Origin of the sequence: Pantoea sp. GM_Pan_4, from assembly GCF_026541005.1 — a bacterium.
Taxonomy (GTDB): Bacteria; Pseudomonadota; Gammaproteobacteria; order Enterobacterales; family Enterobacteriaceae; genus Pantoea; species Pantoea dispersa.
Genome location: NZ_JALNUZ010000020.1, coordinates 1 through 17,352, shown reverse-complemented (window position 1 = coordinate 17,352; position 17,352 = coordinate 1). Strand labels below are relative to the sequence as shown.

Here is a 17,352-nt window from a genome sequence, read left to right as displayed (position 1 = left end):
GAAAACCCGCGATTTGCCTCACCTCAACCTTCTGAAACAAAAAAGCTGACGGCTATCAACGCTTTCACGCATGATAAACAGTAGAGTATTGCGCTCGCCAGAATATGACGGCACCAGGATCAGAAGGACAATGATGTGATTATGGCTCAACCCCATCTTTTGGCAGAAAGAATTTCTCGCCTCAGCAATGCCCTGGAGAAAGGGCTGTATGAACGGCATCATGCCATTCGTCTCTGCCTGCTGGCAGCGCTGAGCGGCGAAAGCGTGTTTCTGCTTGGGCCACCGGGCATCGCCAAGAGCCTGATTGCCCGCCGCCTGAAATACGCCTTCCAGCACGCCCGTGCCTTTGAATACCTGATGACCCGTTTTTCCACGCCTGAAGAGGTGTTTGGCCCGCTGTCGATTCAGGCGCTGAAAGATGAAGGCCGCTACCAGCGTCTGACCAAAGGCTATCTGCCGGATGCCGAAATTGTCTTTCTGGATGAGATCTGGAAAGCCGGTCCGGCGATTCTCAATACGCTGCTCACCGCCATCAACGAACGTCGCTTCCGCAACGGCGACAGCGAAGAGCCGATCCCGATGCGTCTGCTGGTCACCGCCTCCAACGAACTGCCGGAGGCGGACAGCGGTCTGGAAGCGCTGTACGACCGTATGCTGATCCGGCTGTGGCTCGACAACGTGCATGAAAAGCAGAACTTCCGCAGCATGCTGACCCACCAGCAGGATGAAAACGCCAACCCGGTGGCGGAATCGCTGTGCATCAGCGATGAAGAGTATCAGCAATGGCAGAAAGGCATCAGCCAGGTCAGCCTGCCCGATCATGTGTTTGAGCTGATCTATCAGCTGCGCCAGCAGCTGGAGAACCTGCCAGAGGCGCCGTATATCTCCGATCGCCGCTGGAAAAAAGCCATCCATCTGCTGCAGGCCAGCGCGTTTTACAGCGGCCGCGTGGCGATTGCACCGCTTGATCTGATCCTGCTGAAAGATTGCCTGTGGCACGACGTGGCGTCGATGCAGCTGCTGGATCGTGAAATTGATGCGCTGATGACGCAGCACGCGTGGCAGCAGCAGGCGATGCTGCACACGCTGCAGCAGATCAAAGCGCGCCGGCTGGCGCTGCAACAGCAGCAGAGCGTGGCGCAGGCGCTGACGCTGGAGAAGCACAGCGGCATGTTCAGCCGCAAACCGCACTATGAATTACCGGCCTCGATCACGGACGAACAACTGACTCTGATGCTGCAGCAGCCGCTGATGCTGCACGACATGCAGGTCACGCACGTGGTGGTGGCACGCGATGCGCTCAATCAGTGGCTGCTGAAAGCGGGCGAGATCCGCGGCAAGCTCAACGGCATCGGCTTTGGCCAGACGCTCGACTTGCTGGTGGATGCGCACCACTGTCTGACGCTGCGCGACGTCAGCCTGCAGTCCACGCGCCTGACGCTGCCGGGTGCCGCCAGCAGCAGCGACGTGCCGCAGGAAATCATTGAAGAATATGACGCGCTGGAGGCCCAGCTGCGCGCGCAGCGCACGCTGTTTAGCCAGCACCAGCGCTGCCTGTTTATCAGCGACGACTGGCTGGCACGCGTCGAAACCAGCCTGCAGGATGTGGCGGAACAGCTGAAACAGGCGAGAAAATGATCTCGCTGGAGACGCTCAGCACGCTGTTGTCGATTGGCGAAACCGAGCTGATCGAAGAGCTGATCGTGGCACTGCTGGCCTCGCCGCAGCTGGCGCTGTTCTTTGAAAAATTTCCGCGCCTGAAACAGGCGATGATGGGCGAGCTGCCGCGCTGGCGCGCCGAGATTGCCGCCCAGATGAAAACCACGCCGGTGCCGGACGCGCTGGCGCGCGAATTTCAGCTCTTCCAGCAGATGCAGCTGCTCAGCAGCCACGCCTTCAGTGAGCAACTGCCTGCCATCATGACGCAGCTGAAAGCGCTGCCGTCCCCGTTTATCGAAGAAGCCAGCAAACTGCTGCTGCATACCGACAGCGCCCAGCTGAGCAATGCGCAGCACACGCTGTTCCTGCAGCGCTGGCGCCTGAGCCTGACGCTGCAAACCCTGACGCTGAATGAAACCCTGCTGGAAGAGCAGCGGGAACGCCTGATGGCTGAGCTGCAGCAGCGCATGGTCATCAGCGGCCAGCTGGCGCCGATTCTGACTGATGACGACGAAGCCGCCGCCGGACGCCTGTGGGATCTGAGCAAAGCGCCGCTGCAGCATGGCGACTATGAGCTGATTGTGCAGTACGGCGATTTCCTCGCCCAGCAGCCGGAACTGATGAAACTGGCGCAGCAGCTGGGACGCAGCCGCGAAGCGAAATCGGTACCGTCACAGGATGCGCCGCTGGAAGCGTTTCATCAGCTGGTGCGCGAGCCGGACAACGTGCCGGAAGAGGTCAGCGGCATCCATCAGAGCGACGATGTGCTGCGTCTGTTGCCGCCGGAACTGGCGGCGCTGAGCATCAGTGAACTGGAGCTGGAATTTTATCGCCGGCTGGTGGAGAAACGCCTGCTGACCTACCGGTTACAGGGCGATGCCTGGCACGAGAAAGTGACGCTGCGCCCGGCCAGCCATCAGCAGCACGAAGCGCAGCCGCGCGGCCCGTTTATCGTCTGCGTGGATACCTCCGGTTCGATGGGCGGTTTCAATGAACGCTGCGCCAAAGCGTTTTGTCTGGCGCTGCTGAAGGTGGCGCTGGCCGACAGGCGGCGCTGCTACATCATGCTGTTTGCTCACGAAGTGATTGGCTACGAGCTGACCGCGGATAACGGCATCGAGCAGGCAATCCGTTTTCTCAGCCAGCGTTTTCGCGGCGGCACCGATCTGGCCGCCTGCCTGTCTGCGGTGGTCACGCGTATGGAGGGCAGTCAGTGGCAGGAAGCCGATGCGGTGATCGTTTCCGATTTTATCGCCCAGCGTCTGCCGGACGACATCGTCAGCACCATTAAACAGCGCCAGCGTCACCACCAGCAACGCTTCCACGCCGTGGCGATGTCGGCGCACGGCAAGCCTGGCATTCTGCGCATTTTCGATCACATCTGGCGCTTCGATACCGGCCTGAAAAGCCGCCTGCTGCGCCGCTGGAAACGCTAATTCATCAGGCAGAAATGCTAATTTGCTATAGTGAATTACCCGCTGTGTTTAATCAGCTTACGGAGTTCACTGTGACAACCGCTCATCTTCATGCTCAATTGCCTGCGCCCACCCGCACCGTCCGGCTTTCCGGCAGCAGCAGCGACGCCAAACGCGCCGAACTGCTGGCCTATTTCACCCAGACCTGGGAGCTGTACGAAAGCCTGTTCGACTGCCTCGCCGATGAGCGCGCGTACTTTAACAAAGCCATCACCCTGCGCCATCCGCTGATCTTCTACTTTGGCCATACCGCCACTTTCTACATTAATAAGCTGATGGCGGGCGGTTATCTGCAGCAGCGCATTGACGATCGCATCGAGGCGATGATGGCGATCGGCGTGGATGAGATGAGCTGGGACGATCTCGACGACAGCCATTACAGCTGGCCGGACGTGGCCGAGGTACGCGACTACCGTGGCAAAGTGAAAACCGTGGTAAGTGAATTCATCCGCACCATGCCGCTGGATCTGCCGATTGACTGGGACAGCCCGGCGTGGGTGATTCTGATGGGCATTGAGCATGAGCGTATTCACCTCGAAACCTCCAGCGTGCTGATCCGCCAGCTGCCGCTTGAGTGGGTAAAACCGCAGCCGCATTGGCCGGCGTGTCCGCAGGCGCGCCACGATCGTGCCTCGGTACCGGCCAATACGCTGGTGGCGATGCCAGGCGGACACGTCACGCAGGGTAAAACCGATGATACCTACGGCTGGGATAACGAATACGGCAGCCTTACAACTGAGCTGAAACCGTTCAAAGCCAGCAAAATGCTGGTGAGCAACGCCGAGTTCTTTCATTTTATTGCTGCTAACGGCTACAACGAACGCCGCTGGTGGGATGACGAAGGCTGGGGCTGGCGCGAGTTTGCCCAGGCGCAGATGCCGACTTTCTGGGTCGGCGACATCGCGCAACCTGACGATCTCCGGCTGCGTCTGATGACCGAAGAAGTGGCGATGCCGTGGGACTGGCCCGCCGAAGTGAATCAGCTGGAAGCGGCGGCATTCTGCCGCTGGCTGGCAGAAGAGAGTGGCAAAGCGATCCAGCTGCCATGCGAAGCCGAGTGGATGCAGCTGCGCGAGCAGGTTGCCGGCGATCAGCCAGACTGGATCGACGCGCCGGGCAACATCAATCTCGCCCGCTGGGCCTCTTCCTGTCCGGTAGACCACTTTGCCCAGGGTGACTTCTTCGACATCGTCGGCAACGTCTGGCAGTGGACCACCACGCCGACCAATGGCTTTGAAGGCTTCAGGGTACATCCGCTGTATGACGATTTCTCCACGCCCACCTTTGACGGCAAACATGCGCTGATCAAAGGCGGCAGCTGGATCTCCACCGGCAACGAAGCGCTGAAATCCTCACGCTACGCCTTCCGGCGCCACTTCTTCCAGCATGCCGGTTTCCGCTACGTGGTTTCCTCGCATCAGGAGAGCATGGCGCTGAATCCGTATGAAACCGACAGCATGGTGTCGCAGTACCTCGACTTCCAGTACGGCCCCGGCTATTACGGTGTGCCGAACTACGCGGCGGCGCTGGTCGACATCGTGCTGCCGCACTGCGTACAGCGCGGCCACGCGCTGGATATCGGCTGCGCCACCGGCCGTGCCAGCTTTGAACTGGCGCGCCATTTTGCTGCGGTCACCGGCATGGATTACTCGGCGCGCTTTATCGACGTGGCGCTGCAGCTGACCTCGGGCGAGGATTTCCGTTACGTGGTGCCGGAAGAGGGAGAGCTGGTGGAGTATCGCCAGGTGCGGCTGAAAGAGTTTGGTTTCGATGAGACTCTGGCGCAGCGCATTCAGTTTGTGCAGGGCGATGCCTGTAACCTGAAACCGCAGCCCGATGGCTACGATCTGGTACTGGCCTCTAACCTGATCGATCGCCTGCGCCAGCCGAAGCGCTTCCTGCAGGACATCACGCCGATGATCCGCTCCGGCGGTTTGCTGGCTATCTCCTCACCTTACACCTGGCTGGAAGAGTTCACGCCGAAGGAGAACTGGCTGGGCGGTTTCCGTGAAAACGGTGAAGCGCTCACCACCTGGCAGGCGCTGCAACGACTGCTGCGCGATGCCTTTGAGGAAGTTGCGCCGCCGCAGGACGTGCCGTTTGTGATTCGCGAAACCGCGCGTAAATTCCAGCACACACAGGCCCAGCTGACGCTGTGGCGTAAGCGCTAAAAAGCGTGCAGACAGCGGCAGCTCCGCTGTCTGCGCCTTGCCTGTCCCGCTAATTTGCTGCACATTCTCCCTGTTCAGAGAAGAAGAACCTAATGAGGATGGATGATGGCGGAACACCTGCAACTGGATAATCTCGACCGCGGCATTTTAAATGCGCTGCTGCAAAACGCGCGCACCGCGTACGCCGAACTCGCCAAGCAGTTTAACGTCAGCCCCGGTACGATTCACGTGCGCGTCGAGAAGATGCGTCAGGCGGGGATTATTCTGGGTACGCGCGTGGAGATCGATCCACGGCAGCTCGGATTTGATGTCTGCTGTTTTATCGGCATCATTTTGAAAAGCGCGCGCGACTATCCGGCAGCGCTCAGCAAACTGGAAGCGCTGGATGAAGTGGTGGAAGCCTGGTACACCACCGGCCACTACAGCATCTTTATTAAAGTGATGTGCCGCTCAATTGACGCGCTGCAGCAGGTGCTGATCAACAAGATCCAGACCATTGATGAAATCCAGTCCACCGAAACACTGATCTCCCTGCAAAATCCGATCATGCGCACCATCAAGCCGTGATCGGCTTCCCCGCTGTGCATAACCTTATCCCGGGCGGATCGCTTTTGTGATGCGCCTTGTCGCCTGATGCTATCGACGATTAACCCTGTTTTCCACAGGTGGATCACCGCTTGATCACAGCGTACAATGCTCGCCTTTAGTGCGGGAGAGCATCATGGCCGATATTACCTTAATCAGTGGCAGTACCCTTGGCAGCGCCGAATATGTCGCTGAACATCTGGAAGAGAAACTGCAGGAAGCGGGCTTTTCAACCGAACTGCTGCACGGACCCGAGCTGGATGAGGTGCCGCAGGAGGGCGTCTGGCTAATTGTCAGCTCAACGCACGGTGCCGGCGAACTGCCGGACAACCTGCTGCCGTTTTATGAAGCGCTGCAGGAGAGCCAGCCGGATCTGTCAGGCGTACGCTTTGGCGCAGTGGGTATCGGTAATCATGAATACGATCTGTTCTGCGGTGCGATCAAACTGCTGGAGACGACGTTAACGCAGCTGGGTGCCAAACGTATTGGCGATCGGCTGGAGATCGACGTGCTGGAACATGAGATTCCGGAAGATCCGGCGGAAGTGTGGGTTGCCAGCTGGCACCCGCAGATTTAAGACGATCTTTGCTGGTCGGGGATCGGGTATTTATGTCGATCCCCAGTTGATTCCGCTGTTTTATCGCCTTTTACCTGCGTCGCTCTGTGGATAAGATCCGTTATTTCATGCGTATAACCAGTAGTTATCCAAAGAACAACCGCTGATGCTTTTTTACGCTGTGTATAAGTAGCAAAGTTGATCTCAGCTTATACGGATCAGGATCACCGATCATTCACAGTAAACGATCCTCGCTAATCCCCTGTTGCCACAGCGCTTTTCCGGGTTATCAACAGACAGGGGCGATCCTAATAAGAGATCTAACAGAGAGATCATATAAAAGACTTAAGATCCTTTCTTTTAAACCGCAGGATCCCGCGACTTTCGCCCTGAACAGAATTTCAGTAGAATCCACCGCCCAGGGCAACGATCCCTGTCCGAACACTAACGAGGACCCACTTCATGTTTTATCCAGATCCTTTTGACGTCATCGTAATCGGTGGTGGTCATGCGGGCACAGAAGCCGCGATGGCCGCTGCCCGAATGGGTCAGCAAACCCTGTTACTCACCCATAATATTGATACGCTGGGACAAATGTCCTGTAACCCGGCGATCGGTGGCATCGGGAAAGGACACCTGGTTAAGGAAGTGGATGCCTTAGGCGGTTTGATGGCCAGCGCGATCGATCAGGCCGGTATTCAGTTTAGGATACTAAACGCCAGCAAAGGCCCGGCGGTGCGTGCCACGCGTGCACAGGCAGACCGGGTACTGTATCGCCAGGCGGTACGCACTGCGCTGGAAAACCAGCCGAACCTGATGATCTTCCAGCAGGCGGTTGATGATCTGATTGTGGAGAACGATCGCGTTGTCGGCGCCGTGACCCAGATGGGCCTGAAGTTCCGGGCGAAAACCGTCGTTCTGACGGTGGGCACTTTCCTGGACGGCAAAATCCACATCGGCCTCGATAACTACAGCGGTGGTCGTGCAGGCGATCCTCCGTCGATTCCGCTGGCTAAACGTCTGCGTGCGCTGCCGCTGCGCGTAAACCGCCTGAAAACCGGTACGCCACCGCGTATCGATGCCCGCACCATCGACTTTTCGGTGCTAACGCCGCAGCACGGGGATGACCCGATGCCGGTGTTCTCGTTTATGGGCCATGCCGGACAGCATCCGCAGCAGGTGCCATGCTGGATAACCCACACCAATGAGCAGACACATGAAGTGATCCGCAATAACCTCGATCGCAGCCCGATGTATGCCGGGATCATCGAGGGGATCGGGCCACGCTACTGCCCGTCGATTGAAGACAAAGTGATGCGCTTTGCCGATCGTAACGCACATCAGATTTTCCTTGAGCCGGAAGGGCTGACCAGCAACGAAATCTACCCGAACGGTATCTCCACCAGCCTGCCGTTTGATGTGCAGATGCAGATCGTGCGCTCGATGAAAGGTCTGGAGAACGCGAAGATCGTGCGCCCGGGCTACGCCATCGAGTACGACTTCTTCGATCCGCGCGATCTCAAGCCGACGCTGGAGAGTAAATTTATCCACGGCCTGTTCTTTGCCGGCCAGATCAACGGCACCACCGGTTATGAAGAAGCGGCGGCGCAGGGGCTGCTGGCCGGCCTTAACGCTGCGCGTCAGTCAGCGGACAAAGAGGGCTGGGCGCCGCGTCGCGATCAGGCCTATCTTGGCGTGCTGGTCGACGATCTGTGTACGCTGGGCACCAAAGAGCCGTATCGCATGTTTACCTCGCGCGCCGAGTATCGTCTGATGCTGCGTGAAGATAACGCCGATCTGCGCCTGACCGAAACCGGACGTGAACTCGGCCTGGTCGACGACGCGCGCTGGGCTCGCTATAACCAGAAGCTGGAAGCGATTGAGCAGGAGCGTCAGCGTCTGCGTGACCTGTGGGTGCATCCGAAGTCTGAAAACGTCAGCGAAGTGAACACGGTAATCAGCGCGCCGCTCACCAAAGAAGCCAGCGCGGAAGATCTGCTGCGTCGTCCGGAGATGACCTACGAACTGCTGATGTCGCTGCCGAGCTACGGTCCGGCGCTGGCGGATGAGCAGGCCGCAGAGCAGGTAGAGATTCAGGTGAAGTATGAAGGTTACATCGCGCGTCAGCAGGAGGAGATCGATCGCCAGCAGCGCAATGAAAACACCTTACTCCCGGCCGACCTCGACTATCGCCAGGTGAATGGACTGTCGAATGAAGTGATCGCCAAACTCAACGACCACAAACCGACTTCCATTGGCCAGGCATCGCGTATTTCCGGCATCACGCCGGCGGCAATTTCAATTCTGCTGATTTACCTGAAAAAACAGGGCCTGCTGCGTAAAAGCGCCTGATCGACCCCCGGGGCGGGCATGCTCGCCCCTGTTAATGGAATTCTCGTCGTGATTAATAAACTCTCCCGGCTGCTGCAAGCGGCAAACATTTCCCTCTCCGATCAGCAAAAACAGCAGCTGGTGGGTTATGTCGAACTGCTGCACAAGTGGAATAAAGCCTACAACCTGACCTCGGTGCGCGATCCGCAGCAGATGCTGGTGCGCCACATTCTCGACAGCATCGTGGTAGAACCCCACCTGCAGGGTGAGCGCTTTATTGATGTCGGTACCGGACCGGGCCTGCCGGGGATCCCGCTGGCGATTGTCCGCCCGCAGGCGCACTTTACGCTGCTGGACAGCCTCGGGAAACGCGTGCGTTTCCTGCGTCAGGTGCAACATGAGTTAGGGCTTACTAACGTCACGCCGGTGCAGAGCCGGGTGGAAGAGTTCCCGGCTGAGCCGCCGTTTGACGGGGTGATCAGCCGCGCCTTCGCGTCGCTGGAGGACATGCTGAACTGGTGTCATCATCTGCCGGGCGCGACAGGCCACTTCTATGCACTGAAAGGCGTCAGGCCGGATGACGAAATTGCCGCGCTGCCTGCCGGCTTCGCCATCGAAAAAATTGCGCCTCTGCGGGTGCCGGAACTGGAAGGTGAGCGTCATCTGGTGGTGATCAGGCGGCAATAGTCGCGCAAACGGTGTGGATTTATCGTGATTCATGCCGTTTGGCTTAGCGCAGCAGCCGGCTAAAAAAACAGCGGTTGAACGCGTCACGATAAACGCTTTTATTCAACAGGGCAGGGGAAGCGGGTTAACATCCGCCGCGGAAATTATCCGAAAACCTCTGTTACATTTAACGAATAATTCACATTTCATTATCAGTTACATCACTTTAACCGCTGTATTTACTGTGACGAATAGTCACGGCGGAAAATATAACTCTGCAATAAATCGGCGGACGTAATATCAGTTTTACGTTTTTATTGCTGTGGGTGATGTCAATAGAGTGTTTTTATCGAAAATCTGGCGCTAATCCTGGAGCAATAATTCTATCTTACTGATAGAAAAGTAAATTACGGGTTTCATTAATTGCGCGGCAGGGGTTAAAAAGCAAATTATCGCTGCCGGGGGTGCTTATAATGTGATCTGAAGCACGCTTTAAAAGCAAGTCTGCCGGGCAATTTCAAGCCTGTTTCGTCAGGCAGGCCGAAGCGGATGTTTTGAAAAATAGCCCTCCAGAAAGAAATTTAAATAATTGTTCACCTTTTCGCTACTTACCGATTGAAATCGCAGGTGCGGCCCGTATAATTTGCACGGCTTTTGCTGCTTGACTCAAAAGAGTAAAGGCAGTCTTATACGACACGCGACATACCCCGTTCGGGGCAGGAGAGTTAAGCGTCATGTCAGTGTCTCTTTACAGTGTGAAATTAGCCCGAACCGTGCTGGTGATCCAGCTGGTGACCTTTGTCGTAATCGGTGCGCTGTTTGCCCTGAAAGATGTCACCTGGGGCGCCTCTGCCATCGCGGGTGGTGCGGCAGCCTGGCTGCCAAACGTACTGTTTATGTTTTTAGCCTGGCGCCTGCAGGATCAAACTCCGGCAAAAGGGCGTGTCGCCTGGAGCTTCGCCTTTGGTGAAGTGCTCAAGGTGTTTGCCACCGTTGTTTTTCTCGTTGTGGCGTTAGGTGGATTTGGAGCGGTCTTCTGGCCACTCGCAATCACCTGGTTATCGGTGCTGGTGGTACAAATCGTCGCGCCGGCTGTAATTAACAACAAAGGGTAAGAGGCATCATGGCCGCAGGAGAGATCTCAACGCCGCAGGAATACATAGGTCATCATCTGACACATCTTCAGATGGACCTGCGTACTTTCGAGCTGGTGAATGCACACGACGCGCCAGCAACGTTCTGGACGTTAAACCTGGACTCCATGTTTTTCTCTGTTGTACTGGGACTGGTGTTCCTGGTGCTGTTCCGTAAAGTGGCGAAAAGTGCCACCAGCGGTGTGCCAGGGAAAATGCAGGCGGCTATCGAGCTGGTCGTTGGCTTTGTTGATAGCAACGTCCGCGACATGTACCACGGTAAGAGTAAAGTTATCGCCCCGCTGGCTCTGACGATTTTCGTCTGGGTCTTCCTGATGAACTTCATGGATCTGCTGCCTATCGATTTGCTGCCGTTTATCGGCGAGCACTATCTGGGCCTGCCGGCGCTGCGCGTCGTGCCGTCTGCAGACGTGAACATCACGCTGTCTATGGCGCTGGGCGTATTTATTTTGATTCTGTTCTACAGCATCAAAATGAAAGGTGTAGGTGGCTTCGCCAAAGAGCTGACGCTGCAGCCTTTTAATCACCCGATCTTCATCCCCATCAACCTGATTCTTGAAGGTGTTAGCCTGCTGTCTAAACCGGTTTCGCTCGGTCTGCGACTGTTCGGCAACATGTATGCGGGTGAGCTGATCTTTATCCTGATTGCCGGTCTGCTGCCGTGGTGGTCGCAGTGGGTGCTGAATGTGCCATGGGCCATTTTCCACATCCTGATTATTTCGCTGCAGGCTTTCATTTTCATGGTCCTCACGATTGTCTATCTGTCGATGGCATCTGAAGAGCATTGATTCTATCTCAACAACTTAGCTTTTAACTGAAACAAACTGGAGACTGTCATGGAAAACCTGAATATGGATCTGCTGTACATGGCTGCCGCTGTGATGATGGGTCTGGCGGCAATCGGTGCTGCGATCGGTATCGGCATCCTCGGAGGTAAATTCCTGGAAGGCGCAGCGCGTCAGCCGGATCTGATTCCTCTGCTGCGTACGCAGTTCTTTGTTGTAATGGGTCTGGTGGATGCAATCCCAATGATCGCTGTTGGTCTGGGTCTCTACGTGATGTTTGCTGTCGCCTAAAGCCTGTAGCCGTGGTTCACTCATGGCACGCAGTGTGATGAGGAACGGATTCTGCCGTTTATCGCTGATAGCGGCAGAGCAAGTTAACTTAATAAGAGGCATTGTGCTGTGAACATTAATGCAACAATCCTCGGCCAGGCCATCGCGTTCATCCTGTTTGTCGCGTTCTGCATGAAGTACGTATGGCCGCCGATTATGGCTGCCATCGAAAAGCGCCAGAAAGAAATTGCTGAAGGCCTTGCTTCTGCTGAACGCGCGAAGAAAGATTTGGATCTCGCGCAGGCCAATGCGACCGACCAGCTGAAAAAAGCCAAAGAAGAAGCTCAGGTCATTATCGAGCAGGCGAACAAACGCCGTGCCCAGATTCTGGACGAAGCCAAAACTGAAGCTGAGACTGAACGTAACCGCATCGTGTCTCAGGCGCAGGCAGAAATCGAAGCCGAGCGCTCACGTGCACGTGAAGAGCTGCGTAAGCAAGTCGCGCTGCTGGCCTTAGCTGGCGCCGAGAAGATCATCGAACGTTCCGTGGATGAAGCTGCTAACAGCGACATCGTTGATAAACTGGTCGCTGAACTGTAAGGAGGGAGGGGCTGATGTCTGATCTGATTACTGTAGCTCGCCCCTACGCCAAAGCAGCTTTTGACTTTGCTGTTGAGCATCAAAGTATCGACCGCTGGCAGACCATGCTGGCGTTTGCCGCAGAAGTGGCTCGCAACGAACAGATGGCAGAACTCCTTTCCGGTGCATTGGCACCGGAAGCCTTGTCTGCTTCTTTCAACGCAGTCTGTGGTGATCAACTTGATGAACACGCTCAGAACCTGATTAAGGTTATGGCGGAGAACGGACGTTTGACAGCGCTTCCAGCGGTACTGGAACAGTTCATTCAACTGCGTGACGCTTATGAAGCGACAGCCGAAGTTGATGTGATCTCCGCCAGTGCGCTGAGTGACAGCCAGCTGAGTAAAATCAGCGCCGCGATGGAAAAACGTCTGTCACGCAAAGTTAAGCTGAATTGCAAAATTGATAAGTCTGTAATGGCAGGTGTGGTTATCCGTGCGGGTGACCTGGTGATTGATGGCAGCGTGCGCGGCCGTCTTGACCGTCTGGCAGACGTCTTGCAGTCTTAAGGGGACTGGAGCATATGCAACTGAATTCCACCGAAATCAGCGAACTGATCAAGCAGCGCATTGCTCAGTTCAATGTCGTGAGCGAAGCTCACAACGAAGGTACTATTGTTTCTGTAAGTGACGGTATCATCCGCGTACACGGCCTGGCCGATGTAATGCAGGGTGAGATGATTGCTCTGCCGGGCAACCGTTACGCTATCGCACTGAACCTCGAGCGTGACTCTGTAGGTGCAGTAGTGATGGGTCCGTACGCTGACCTCGCCGAAGGCATGAAGGTGAAGTGTACTGGCCGTATCCTGGAAGTGCCGGTTGGCCGTGGCCTGCTGGGCCGCGTGGTTAACACCCTGGGTGCACCCATCGACGGTAAAGGCGCTATCGACAACGATGGCTTCTCACCGGTTGAAGTGATTGCACCAGGCGTTATCGACCGTCAGTCAGTCGACCAGCCTGTTCAGACCGGTTACAAATCTGTCGATGCGATGATTCCAATCGGCCGTGGCCAGCGTGAGCTGATCATCGGTGACCGTCAGACCGGTAAAACTGCGATGGCCATCGACGCCATCATCAACCAGCGCGATTCTGGCATCAAGTGTGTCTACGTCGCGATCGGTCAGAAAGCCTCTACCATCTCTAACGTGGTACGTAAGCTGGAAGAGCACGGTGCGCTGTCTAACACCATCGTGGTTGTCGCTTCCGCTTCTGAATCCGCTGCGCTGCAGTACCTGGCTCCGTATGCCGGTTGCGCAATGGGTGAATACTTCCGTGACCGCGGTGAAGATGCGCTGATCGTGTATGATGACCTGTCTAAGCAGGCTGTTGCTTACCGTCAGATTTCTCTGCTGCTGCGCCGTCCGCCGGGTCGTGAAGCATTCCCGGGCGACGTGTTCTACCTCCACTCTCGTCTGCTGGAGCGTGCATCACGCGTTAGCGCTGACTACGTAGAGCGTTTCACCAACGGTGAAGTGAAAGGCCAGACCGGTTCTCTGACCGCGCTGCCGATCATCGAAACCCAGGCGGGTGACGTTTCTGCGTTCGTTCCGACCAACGTAATCTCGATTACCGATGGTCAGATCTTCCTGGAATCGAACCTGTTCAACTCCGGTATCCGTCCAGCCGTTAACCCGGGTATTTCGGTATCCCGTGTTGGTGGTGCTGCACAGACCAAGATCATCAAGAAACTGTCCGGTGGTATCCGTACCGCGCTGGCACAGTATCGTGAACTGGCAGCGTTCTCTCAGTTCGCTTCCGATCTGGACGATGCAACGCGCAAACAGCTGAGCCACGGTCAGAAAGTGACCGAACTGCTGAAGCAGAAACAGTATGCACCGATGTCTGTTGCACAGCAGGGTCTGGTACTGTTCGCTGCCGAGCGCGGCTTCCTGAACGACGTTGAACTGGCGAAAATCGGCAGCTTCGAAGCCGCTCTGCTGGCGTTCGCCGATCGCGAACACGCGGAGCTGATGGCTGAAATCAACCAGGCGGGTAACTACAACAACGAAATCGAAGAGAAGCTGAAAGGCCTCCTCGAAACGTTTAAAGCAACCCAGTCCTGGTAATGTCTGGCGGCTTGTCTGAAAAGGCAGGCCGCAAGGCTTTGAGGAGAAGCTAATGGCCGGCGCAAAAGAAATACGTACCAAGATCGGAAGCGTGAAAAACACGCAGAAGATCACCAAAGCGATGGAAATGGTCGCCGCCTCCAAAATGCGTAAAACGCAGGAACGCATGGCGGCCAGCCGTCCGTATGCAGATACCATGCGCAAAGTGATTGGTCACCTTGCTCTGGGTAATCTGGAATACAAGCACCCTTACCTGGATGAGCGCGACGTTAAGCGCGTCGGCTACCTGGTCGTTTCGACTGACCGCGGGCTTTGTGGTGGTTTGAACGTTAACCTGTTCAAAAAATTGCTGGCAGAAATGAAAGGCTGGTCTGATAAAGGCGTGCAGAGCGATCTGGCGATTATCGGTTCCAAAGGCGTTTCTTTCTTCGGCTCTGTAGGTGGCAACGTCGTGGCTCAGGTTACCGGCATGGGCGATAAGCCTGCGCTGTCCGACCTGATCGGCCCGGTAAAAGTGATGTTGCAGGCTTATGATGAAGGCCGCATCGACAAGCTGTATATCGTCAGCAATAAGTTTAATAACACCATGTCTCAGACTCCGACCATTACCCAACTGCTGCCGTTACCGCCAGCGGAAGGTGAAGAAGAGATGAAGGCGAAGACCTGGGATTACCTGTACGAACCCGATCCGAAAGCGCTGCTGGATACCCTGCTGCGTCGTTATGTCGAATCGCAGGTTTATCAGGGTGTGGTGGAAAACCTGGCCAGTGAGCAGGCTGCACGTATGGTGGCCATGAAAGCGGCAACCGATAACGGCGGAAACCTGATCAAAGAGCTGCAGTTGGTGTACAACAAAGCTCGTCAGGCCAGCATCACTCAGGAACTTACCGAGATCGTCTCGGGAGCCTCCGCGGTTTAACCAGGCATATATCCCGTCGCGCGAGCGCGGCCGGATATTCTCGTATTAGGTAGAGGATTCAAGATGGCAGCTGGAAAGATTGTCCAGATTATCGGCGCCGTAGTTGACGTCGAATTCCCTCAGGACGCGGTACCGCAGGTATACAGCGCTCTCGAGGTAAAAAATGGTGATGCTCGTCTGGTGCTGGAAGTTCAGCAGCAGCTGGGCGGTGGCGTGGTGCGTACCATCGCCATGGGTTCTTCTGACGGCCTGAAGCGCGGTCTGGAAGTCACCGACCTGAAAAAACCTATCCAGGTTCCGGTTGGTAAAGCAACACTCGGCCGTATCATGAACGTGCTGGGTGAGCCAATCGACATGAAAGGCGACCTGAAAGAAGAAGACGGCAGCGCTGTAGAGGTTTCCTCTATTCACCGCGCAGCGCCTTCTTATGAAGATCAGTCAAACTCGCAGGAACTGCTGGAAACCGGCATCAAGGTTATCGACCTGATGTGTCCGTTCGCGAAGGGCGGTAAAGTCGGTCTGTTCGGTGGTGCGGGTGTAGGTAAAACCGTAAACATGATGGAGCTGATCCGTAACATCGCGGCTGAGCACTCAGGTTATTCGGTCTTTGCCGGCGTGGGTGAGCGTACTCGTGAGGGTAACGACTTCTACCACGAAATGACGGACTCCAACGTTATCGATAAAGTAGCACTGGTGTATGGCCAGATGAACGAGCCGCCGGGTAACCGTCTGCGCGTAGCACTGACCGGTCTGACCATGGCGGAAAAATTCCGTGATGAAGGCCGTGACGTTCTGCTGTTCATCGACAACATCTACCGTTACACCCTGGCCGGTACAGAGGTTTCTGCACTGCTGGGTCGTATGCCATCGGCGGTAGGTTATCAGCCAACGCTGGCTGAAGAGATGGGTGTGCTGCAGGAGCGTATTACCTCCACCAAGACCGGTTCAATCACCTCCGTACAGGCCGTTTACGTTCCTGCGGATGACCTGACTGACCCGTCACCAGCAACCACCTTTGCTCACTTAGACTCAACCGTTACGCTGAGCCGTCAGATCGCGTCACTGGGTATCTACCCGGCCGTTGACCCGCTGGACTCTACCAGCCGTCAGCTGGATCCGCTGATCGTCGGTCAGGAGCACTACGACGTCGCGCGTGGCGTTCAGTCGCTGCTGCAGCGTTACCAGGAGCTGAAAGACATCATCGCCATCCTCGGCATGGACGAGCTGTCTGAAGAAGACAAACTGCTGGTGGCACGTGCGCGTAAGATTCAGCGCTTCCTGTCTCAGCCGTTCTTCGTAGCAGAAGTCTTCACCGGTTCTCCGGGTAAATACGTGACGCTGAAAGACACCATCCGTGGCTTCAAAGGCATCATGGAAGGCGAATTCGACCACCTGCCAGAGCAGGCGTTCTACATGGTCGGCGCGATCGAAGAAGCTGTCGAAAAAGCGAAGAAACTGTAATAACGGTTTCCCAGGAGGAGTGGTATGGCTATGACTTATCATCTGGACGTGGTCAGCGCGGAGCAGCAAATGTTCTCCGGTCTGGTGCAGCGTATCCAGGTGTCAGGTAGCGAAGGTGAGCTGGGTATTTACCCGGGCCACGCCCCGCTGCTGACTGCCATCAAGCCTGGTATGATTCGCATCGTTAAACAGCACGGCGAAGAGGAGTATATCTACCTCTCTGGCGGCGTGCTGGAAGTACAGCCGGGCAGCACGACCGTTCTGGCCGACACTGCAATTCGCGGTGAAGACCTCGACGAAGCGCGCGCGCTGGAAGCGAAACGTAAAGCAGAAGAGCACATGAACAGCAGCCACGGCGACGTGGACTATGCTCAGGCCTCTGCGGAGCTGGCGAAAGCTATCGCGAAACTGCGCGTCATCGAGCTGACCAAAAAAGCGATGTAATCAGGCTTTATGCGTCACGAAATGCCAGCCCCCGGGCTGGCATTTTTTTTGCCTGCTGCCGGTGCGCATAAATGCGCACCCTACGAATAGCTATGCTAGTGGGCGCCATTCATGGCGACCAAATGTCGGTACGCATAAATGCACACGCTGTCCAAAACCGCACAATCACCCC

At 56.2% G+C, this 17,352-nt stretch carries 16 protein-coding genes; all 16 read left to right on the top strand.

What is annotated here, in order from left to right; genetic code table 11:
- Positions 1-141: 141 nt before the first annotated feature.
- The 16 genes from ravA (at position 142) to OXR61_RS22725 (ending at position 17,180) form a co-directional block, all read left to right on the top strand.
- The gene (gene ravA / locus OXR61_RS22800; protein WP_031279831.1) at positions 142-1,638 is read left to right on the top strand and encodes an ATPase RavA; all 1,497 of its coding nucleotides are present in this window, start codon (positions 142-144) and stop codon (positions 1,636-1,638) included.
- Positions 1,635-3,095, top strand: coding sequence for an ATPase RavA stimulator ViaA (viaA, locus tag OXR61_RS22795; RefSeq protein ID WP_021508179.1), 1,461 nt, complete (start codon positions 1,635-1,637; stop codon positions 3,093-3,095). Before ravA ends, viaA begins: the two co-directional genes overlap by 4 nt.
- Positions 3,096-3,109: 14 nt before the next feature.
- Complete coding sequence (ovoA, locus tag OXR61_RS22790; protein ID WP_155519919.1) at positions 3,110-5,305, top strand: 5-histidylcysteine sulfoxide synthase; 2,196 nt, start codon at positions 3,110-3,112, stop codon at positions 5,303-5,305.
- Between the two features lie 105 nt (positions 5,306-5,410).
- Positions 5,411-5,872: a transcriptional regulator AsnC gene (gene asnC, locus OXR61_RS22785; RefSeq protein WP_007893613.1), complete on the top strand. Its 462-nt coding sequence runs from the start codon at positions 5,411-5,413 to the stop codon at positions 5,870-5,872.
- A gap of 154 nt (positions 5,873-6,026) precedes the next feature.
- Positions 6,027-6,467 (top strand): FMN-binding protein MioC, encoded by a 441-nt coding sequence (gene mioC, locus OXR61_RS22780; RefSeq protein WP_021508182.1) that lies wholly within the window; start codon positions 6,027-6,029, stop codon positions 6,465-6,467.
- Between the two features lie 441 nt (positions 6,468-6,908).
- Entirely contained in the window at positions 6,909-8,798 is a 1,890-nt protein-coding gene (gene mnmG, locus OXR61_RS22775) for a tRNA uridine-5-carboxymethylaminomethyl(34) synthesis enzyme MnmG (protein WP_021508183.1), read from the top strand.
- A 48-nt stretch (positions 8,799-8,846) separates the two neighbouring features.
- Positions 8,847-9,464, top strand: coding sequence for a 16S rRNA (guanine(527)-N(7))-methyltransferase RsmG (rsmG, locus tag OXR61_RS22770; protein ID WP_021508184.1), 618 nt, complete (start codon positions 8,847-8,849; stop codon positions 9,462-9,464).
- Between the two features lie 713 nt (positions 9,465-10,177).
- Positions 10,178-10,558, top strand: coding sequence for a F0F1 ATP synthase subunit I (gene atpI, locus OXR61_RS22765; protein WP_021508185.1), 381 nt, complete (start codon positions 10,178-10,180; stop codon positions 10,556-10,558).
- An 8-nt stretch (positions 10,559-10,566) separates the two neighbouring features.
- Positions 10,567-11,385: a F0F1 ATP synthase subunit A gene (atpB, locus tag OXR61_RS22760; protein ID WP_031279833.1), complete on the top strand. Its 819-nt coding sequence runs from the start codon at positions 10,567-10,569 to the stop codon at positions 11,383-11,385.
- Between the two features lie 48 nt (positions 11,386-11,433).
- Entirely contained in the window at positions 11,434-11,673 is a 240-nt protein-coding gene (gene atpE / locus OXR61_RS22755; RefSeq protein ID WP_003849523.1) for a F0F1 ATP synthase subunit C, read from the top strand.
- 108 nt (positions 11,674-11,781) lie between these two features.
- Positions 11,782-12,252 (top strand): F0F1 ATP synthase subunit B, encoded by a 471-nt coding sequence (gene atpF / locus OXR61_RS22750; protein ID WP_021313757.1) that lies wholly within the window; start codon positions 11,782-11,784, stop codon positions 12,250-12,252.
- Positions 12,253-12,266: 14 nt separating this feature from the next.
- Positions 12,267-12,800 (top strand): F0F1 ATP synthase subunit delta, encoded by a 534-nt coding sequence (gene atpH, locus OXR61_RS22745; RefSeq protein WP_021508187.1) that lies wholly within the window; start codon positions 12,267-12,269, stop codon positions 12,798-12,800.
- 14 nt (positions 12,801-12,814) lie between these two features.
- The gene (gene atpA / locus OXR61_RS22740) at positions 12,815-14,356 is read left to right on the top strand and encodes a F0F1 ATP synthase subunit alpha (protein WP_021508188.1); all 1,542 of its coding nucleotides are present in this window, start codon (positions 12,815-12,817) and stop codon (positions 14,354-14,356) included.
- A 52-nt stretch (positions 14,357-14,408) separates the two neighbouring features.
- On the top strand, positions 14,409-15,275 hold the full coding sequence (gene atpG / locus OXR61_RS22735) for a F0F1 ATP synthase subunit gamma (protein ID WP_021508189.1): 867 nt from the start codon (positions 14,409-14,411) through the stop codon (positions 15,273-15,275).
- Between the two features lie 63 nt (positions 15,276-15,338).
- The gene (gene atpD / locus OXR61_RS22730; RefSeq protein ID WP_021508190.1) at positions 15,339-16,736 is read left to right on the top strand and encodes a F0F1 ATP synthase subunit beta; all 1,398 of its coding nucleotides are present in this window, start codon (positions 15,339-15,341) and stop codon (positions 16,734-16,736) included.
- Positions 16,737-16,760: 24 nt separating this feature from the next.
- Positions 16,761-17,180: a F0F1 ATP synthase subunit epsilon gene (locus tag OXR61_RS22725; protein WP_021508191.1), complete on the top strand. Its 420-nt coding sequence runs from the start codon at positions 16,761-16,763 to the stop codon at positions 17,178-17,180.
- Positions 17,181-17,352 lie beyond the last annotated feature (172 nt).

Coding starts and splice junctions, on each gene's coding strand:
- mioC (WP_021508182.1), top strand. CDS start 6,027: ATGGCCGATATTACCTTAATCAGTGGCAGTACCCTTGGCAGCGCCGAA.
- OXR61_RS22725 (WP_021508191.1), top strand. CDS start 16,761: ATGGCTATGACTTATCATCTGGACGTGGTCAGCGCGGAGCAGCAAATG.
- ravA (WP_031279831.1), top strand. CDS start 142: ATGGCTCAACCCCATCTTTTGGCAGAAAGAATTTCTCGCCTCAGCAAT.
- atpD (WP_021508190.1), top strand. CDS start 15,339: ATGGCAGCTGGAAAGATTGTCCAGATTATCGGCGCCGTAGTTGACGTC.
- atpA (WP_021508188.1), top strand. CDS start 12,815: ATGCAACTGAATTCCACCGAAATCAGCGAACTGATCAAGCAGCGCATT.
- asnC (WP_007893613.1), top strand. CDS start 5,411: ATGGCGGAACACCTGCAACTGGATAATCTCGACCGCGGCATTTTAAAT.
- atpE (WP_003849523.1), top strand. CDS start 11,434: ATGGAAAACCTGAATATGGATCTGCTGTACATGGCTGCCGCTGTGATG.
- atpB (WP_031279833.1), top strand. CDS start 10,567: ATGGCCGCAGGAGAGATCTCAACGCCGCAGGAATACATAGGTCATCAT.
- atpG (WP_021508189.1), top strand. CDS start 14,409: ATGGCCGGCGCAAAAGAAATACGTACCAAGATCGGAAGCGTGAAAAAC.
- atpI (WP_021508185.1), top strand. CDS start 10,178: ATGTCAGTGTCTCTTTACAGTGTGAAATTAGCCCGAACCGTGCTGGTG.
- ovoA (WP_155519919.1), top strand. CDS start 3,110: ATGCTAATTTGCTATAGTGAATTACCCGCTGTGTTTAATCAGCTTACG.
- viaA (WP_021508179.1), top strand. CDS start 1,635: ATGATCTCGCTGGAGACGCTCAGCACGCTGTTGTCGATTGGCGAAACC.
- mnmG (WP_021508183.1), top strand. CDS start 6,909: ATGTTTTATCCAGATCCTTTTGACGTCATCGTAATCGGTGGTGGTCAT.
- atpH (WP_021508187.1), top strand. CDS start 12,267: ATGTCTGATCTGATTACTGTAGCTCGCCCCTACGCCAAAGCAGCTTTT.